This window comes from Cryobacterium sp. 10I1 (assembly GCF_035019805.1).
Classification (GTDB): domain Bacteria; phylum Actinomycetota; class Actinomycetes; order Actinomycetales; family Microbacteriaceae; genus Cryobacterium; species Cryobacterium glucosi.
Genome location: NZ_JASJVF010000405.1, coordinates 1 through 1,885 on the forward strand (window position 1 = coordinate 1; position 1,885 = coordinate 1,885).

At 71.8% G+C, this 1,885-nt stretch carries 1 protein-coding gene and 1 pseudogene; both read left to right on the plus strand.

The annotated features are described in order from the left end of the window. Nucleotides 1-632: crotonase/enoyl-CoA hydratase family protein (locus tag QN345_RS18515; protein WP_323509054.1), on the plus strand; the 632-nt coding region annotated here is incomplete at its 5' end. Nucleotides 633-663: 31 nt separating this feature from the next. Next, a pseudogene (locus QN345_RS18520) lies at nt 664-1,815 on the plus strand (dihydrolipoyl dehydrogenase family protein); the annotation flags it as partial. Nucleotides 1,816-1,885: the final 70 nt, after the last annotated feature.

The window sequence follows — 1,885 nt, forward strand, 5'->3', positions numbered from 1 at the left end:
GCCTCGTCTACGCCGTCGGCGAGCACTTCACGGCCGGCCTCGACCTCGCCGACATCGGCCCGCGCCTCGGCCCGGACGGCATCGACATGGTGCCGGACGGCGGGGTCAACCCCTGGCAGGTCGACGGCCGAGCGGTCTCGAAGCCGGTGGTGATGGCCGTGCAGGGCACCTGCCTCACACTCGGGATCGAGCTCATGCTCGCGAGCGAGATCTCGGTCGCTGCCGCCTCGACGCGGTTCGGGCAGATCGAGGTGGCCCGCGGCATCCTGCCGTTCGGCGGAGCCACGATCCGGTTCCCCCGCGCGGTCGGCTGGGGCAATGCGATGCGCTGGATCCTCACCGGTGACATGTTCGATGCCGCGGAGGCCCTGCGGATCGGGCTCGTGCAGGAGGTCGTCCCCGACGGCACCGAGTTCGACCGGGCGCTCGAGCTCGCCGGGCGGATCGCCGCCCAGGCCCCGCTCGCGGTGCAGGCGACCCTCGCGAGTGCGCGAGACGCCGTGCGACTCGGCGATGCCGTCGCGGAGGCCGGGCTGCAGCCGACCCTCGGCGTGCTCGCCGCGAGCGAGGATGCCCGGATCGGCATGGAAGCATTCCGCACCAGAACCGCCGCGGAATTCGTGGGGCGCTGAACCACGTGACTCATCGACGACAGGAGACACCATGAACGACCAGACCACGACCTACGACGTCATTGTGATCGGCGGCGGCGCCGTCGGAGAGAATGTCGCAGACCGCACCGTTCAGGGCGGGCTGAGCACGATCATCGTCGAAAGCGAACTCGTCGGGGGCGAGTGCTCGTACTGGGCGTGCATGCCGTCCAAGGCCCTGCTGCGGAGCGGAGCGGCACTCTCCGTCGCACGCCGGGTCGGCGGAGCCGCCGAGGCCGCGACCGGTGAGCTCGACGTCGCCGCCGTGCTGCGTCGCCGGGACTCGTTCACGAGCCACTGGGCGGACGACGGCCAGGTCGGCTGGCTCGACTCCGCGGGAATCGCCCTCGTCCGCGGGCATGCCCGCCTCAGCGGCGTGCGCGAGGTGACCGTCACCGGCACGGACGGAACGACGACTGTGCTCACGGCCCGGCACGCCGTCGTGGTGAGCACCGGGTCCTCCGCCGTGCTGCCCGACATCCCAGGGATCGGCACCGTCGACCCCTGGACCAGCCGCGAGGCCACGAGCGTCCAGCACATCCCGGAGAGCCTCGCCATCATCGGCGGCGGTGTCACCGCGGCCGAAATGGCCACGGCGTACACGTCGCTCGGCGCCCGGGTCACGCTCATCGTGCGCCATTCCCTCCTCGGCAAGGAAGAACCGTTCGCCGGCGAACTCGTCATCGAGGCCCTGCGCGCGGCGGGAGCGACGGTTCTGACCGGCGAGGCTCCCGTTCTCGCGATGCGCTCTGCCGACGGCGACGTCGTACTCACCCTCGCGAGCGGTGGAACCGTCACCGCGACAGAGGTCCTCGTCGCGACGGGTCGCGCACCGCGCACCGACGACCTCGGGCTCGCGTCCGTCGGGCTTCCCGACGGCGGCTGGCTGACCGTAGACGACACCCTGCTCGTTCAGGGCGACGCGGCGGACCTCGCCGGCGACTGGCTGTACGCGACCGGCGATGTCACGCATCGGGCCCTCCTCACCCACCAGGGCAAGTACCAGGCGAGGGCGGCGGGCGACGTGATCGTCGCCCGCGCCTCCGGCCGGGCCGTCGACGACTCCCCCTGGGGCACCCACGTCGCCACCGCAGACAACTCCGCCGTCCCCCAGGTCACCTTCACCGATCCCGAGGTCGCCTCGGTCGGGCTCAGCCAGGCGGCGCCGTCGGAGAGAATGTCGCAGACCGCACCGTTCAGGGCGGGCTGAGCACGATCATCGTCGAAAGCGAACT